Annotated in this window: 1 protein-coding gene; it reads right to left on the bottom strand. The window is 46.3% G+C overall.

Features of this window, described 5'->3' with window-relative positions; translation table 11 throughout:
* Nucleotides 1–1347: LamG domain-containing protein (locus tag ICN29_RS10585; protein ID WP_216133000.1), on the bottom strand; the 1347-nt coding region annotated here is incomplete at both ends.

Raw genomic sequence — 1347 nt, 5'->3', positions numbered from 1 at the left:
GGTGACTGCAGCGCTAAAGGTAGTAGCACCAGTAGAGTTCACAGTTAAAGCACCTAGAGCACCACCCGATGCACCACCGACGATGCCAGTAAAGGTGACATTGCCCGAGCCTGAGGAGACGGTTAATGCCCGTACGACATTAGCCGCACTATTTACAGTGGAGTTGAAATCAACCTTATTATTGCTAGTCGTGACCGTTAAGCCTGTTGCCATTGTGAGAGCGCCAGCATAAGTCTGCGTTCCCGAAGTGTTAATTGAACTTCCAGTGGTATTAATGTTTGCCCCAGTCATACTGAGATTGACTGCAGCACTAGCACCGGTAGTGCCAGCTTGGTACTGAGATAGGATGGTTGCAGCACTTAATGCACTGTTGTAATAGGCTACGTTTGCAATGCCGCCATTAAAGGTTTGGCTCATGCCGCCTCTTTGGCCAATCATAAATCCATAGCCAGTTTCTCCTGCGATTGCTCCACTGACAGCATAACTACTTTGGATAGCTGCACCATTAGCATAGACGTTCACTGAACTACCAGTCGATGTAAAGACGATTTGCGTCCACGCACCAGTTGTTGGTGTATACGAGTTCGCATTAATCCACTGCCATCCTGGACTTCCGTTAGCTAAAGCCCACTCTATGCGATTATTCTGAACGGCGATTTCATACTGATTCTCTTTATTCCAAATGATGCCGTTACCACCAGAATTATTTTTAATCCAAGCAACTACCGTGAAAGCTGACGAGCCTGGGTTAAGTGAAGTATTGGTTGGGTAAGTAACATAGCTAGATCCAGGGACATACAGTGCAGTTGTACCGTCAAACATACCCGTAGTGCGCCCTGGCCCACCAGAAATACTTTGTGTTGTGTAGGTTGCCGTTCCTCCAAGACTACCCAGATTCGAGGCGCTTGTGGAATTTACTGCATCCGTCAACGGTAAATACAATAATGGTGAGCTCGAGATAACCGCTGCCTCATAAGCAGATTCGGATAACACCACCCCAGAATTACCGGCGACATTTCCAACCAAGTAAATATTGCCTAAGCCCACATTGATGGTGAGCGAACCACCTAAATTAATATCACTTTGGAATGTAACATCTGAATTAGTCGTTAGGATTGATAACGCACTGTTGACTGTGACAATACCGCGGTAGATTTGAGTACTCACTGTCTTCACTGTGTCATTGAGAGAAATGCCAGTTGCATTACTAGAGCTCACGTCTAAGCTCGTCAAGGCCGCACTATTGCCAACCGTACTCGAGAACGTAATCGAACCTGTACCAGCTGTAATTGTTAATGTCTTCGCGCCATTGACTGCTGCACTAAAGCTAATGTTGTTACCACTAGA

Source organism: Polynucleobacter nymphae (genome assembly GCF_018882155.1).
In the GTDB taxonomy this organism is placed as follows: domain Bacteria; phylum Pseudomonadota; class Gammaproteobacteria; order Burkholderiales; family Burkholderiaceae; genus Polynucleobacter; species Polynucleobacter nymphae.
Note: the sequence above shows the minus strand (reverse complement) of the source record. Positions and strands in the feature narration are given on the sequence as shown.